Annotated in this window: 1 protein-coding gene; it reads left to right on the top strand. The window is 37.0% G+C overall.

The features are described from left to right. A partial coding sequence (locus tag LCI24_RS16915) for a tyrosine-type recombinase/integrase (protein ID WP_274641427.1) occupies positions 1-719 on the top strand: 719 nt, incomplete at both ends.

Below are 719 nucleotides of genomic sequence, written 5' to 3'. Positions count from 1 at the left end.
CTCGGTTATACCGAAAGAACCACATATACAAAACTACGAGAAGCAATAACCTTTACGAACTGGTGCAACTCACAAGGTAACACGGTTTATGCCATTACCTATCATAACTGTTTGCAATACATTAACCACTTAAAAAAGAAAAAAAACAGTAAAAGTACTATCAATGCTAAATTAGCACATTTACGTACGTACTTTACCCATTTGGTTAACCAAGGACACCGAAAAGACAACCCCATTGAAAATACCACGATCAAAGGAGTAACTGAACCACTTAGTTATACCATCTTAGATACAGAAGAACTGGAAGACCTGTATTACAGTTTTGAAACCGACAATACATACAACACGTATCGCAGATTAACCACCAAGCGCAATAAAATTATTGTAGGCCTTATGGTATATCAAGGGCTTAACACCAGTGACCTTAAAGCCCTTTTAGTAGAGCATGTGCAACTCAGCAAAGGAAAAATCTATGTACCTGCTTGCAATCGTGGCAATGCACGAAGTTTAGAATTAAAATCTTGGCAAATGATGGAACTCATGGAGTATCTCAATGAGATACAACCCTTGCTACTTACCAAAGCAAAAAAACCGTTACATTATCATCAACTTTTCCCGTTCGGTAATCAGTTCAACCTTGTAGGAGAGCTTTTAAAAAAGCTAAAAAAGTACAATCAAAAAGTAACCAGTATCAAACAGATACGAGCCTCAGTCATTAC

It is taken from the genome of Tenacibaculum larymnensis (genome assembly GCF_028829235.1).
GTDB lineage: Bacteria > Bacteroidota > Bacteroidia > Flavobacteriales > Flavobacteriaceae > Polaribacter > Polaribacter larymnensis.
The sequence above is the reverse complement of the archived record's forward strand: the minus strand, read 5'-3'. Positions and strand labels throughout refer to the sequence as shown.